Origin of the sequence: Companilactobacillus halodurans (genome assembly GCF_009600985.1) — a bacterium.
Lineage (GTDB): Bacteria > Bacillota > Bacilli > Lactobacillales > Lactobacillaceae > Companilactobacillus > Companilactobacillus halodurans.
Genome location: NZ_VDFP01000176.1, coordinates 1 through 1,275, shown reverse-complemented (window position 1 = coordinate 1,275; position 1,275 = coordinate 1). Strand labels below are relative to the sequence as shown.

Below are 1,275 nucleotides of genomic sequence, written 5' to 3'. Positions count from 1 at the left end.
ACTAAATCCGCAAAGTACGCGAATTAAGTAGAATTTCACTACTGAGCCCATTTTCTTTGTTACTCCGGACTGGTTTATTGATTTTTTACATTTGTATATGAAAACTCTAAATATTGGAAAATAAGTATATAACAAGCATGCAATAGTAAGGTGCCACAAGTTTGAATAATAATATTAGAAATCAATTTCTAGTCGGGAACAAAATCTCTGTGGACCCTCAGTGGTGAAATTGTTCTTAGTGGGAAATCCACTTAGAACAAGGTCAATCTTGAAGACAATGCGAACTTCATTGGCTCCAAGTTGTGCCCACCACGTTCCAGTGGTCCACAGAGATTTCACGGACGACGGCATCCGTCAATATCCTAGTTGATATTTAAAAAGAATAATTTAAAGAATAAAGTTAAGATTAGCTAAAATTATTTTTAAAAATAATCGAGATTACTCATAATTTGGTATAGTATATTCGTTATTTTCTATATTGGGGATAGTTTCAGGGAAAATTATTTCCAAATTTAGGGGTGAAGATATGGATACTAGCCAAGTTACAGATATGAGTCAGATGTTTTTAGACTGTCACTCATTAAAAAAACTTGATCTGTCTAGCTTTAAGACTAATCAAGTACAAAATATGTCACATATGTTTGGTGGCTGTCGTGATTTGAAGAGTTTAAATATCTCGAATTTCGATACAAGCCAGGTTACTGATATGACGGGGATGTTTGCGGGGGGTGAAACCTTGGAAGAATTAGATCTTTCCAGTTTTGACACAATACAAGTAAAAGACATGTCAAATATGTTTGAATCTTCGGATGCATTGAAGTCCATTAAGTTAGGTAAGAAGTTTGTTGTACCTAATAAGCAAAAAAAGGATTTGAAATTAGTAAATAAAACTTGGGTTGATATCGGTAAAGGAACAAGAGATAATCCAAAACCTGCCAATAAGGCTGGAATTACTTCGGAAGATTTATTATCTGAGGATAATAAAGGTGATTGGGTTGTAAAACCGGATCGAGAGTATAAGGGACCTTTTACAGTTCAAATCAATAATAACCTTGTTGATGGATTGATCATTGAAGTACCAGAATCAATTCGTCCAGAATATGTTGGCAGTACTTTTGAAGTTGCAGTACCTGAAAAGTCAGGTTACAAAGCTGATAAAAAAACTGTCAAAGTAATGGCATTAGATAGTAAATTATCAAGTACTGATTTTGTAGTTTATCATAAGATAGCTCAACCAGAAGTTGAAACTAAGAAGACTGAAGTAAAGCCAACTGT

1 protein-coding gene is annotated in these 1,275 nt (G+C 34.0%); it reads left to right on the top strand.

Translation table 11 applies throughout. From position 1 onward, the window contains the following. Positions 1–526 precede the first annotated feature (526 nt). The coding region (locus FHL06_RS13405; RefSeq protein ID WP_192918007.1) for a BspA family leucine-rich repeat surface protein at positions 527–1,275 on the top strand (749 nt) is incomplete at its 3' end.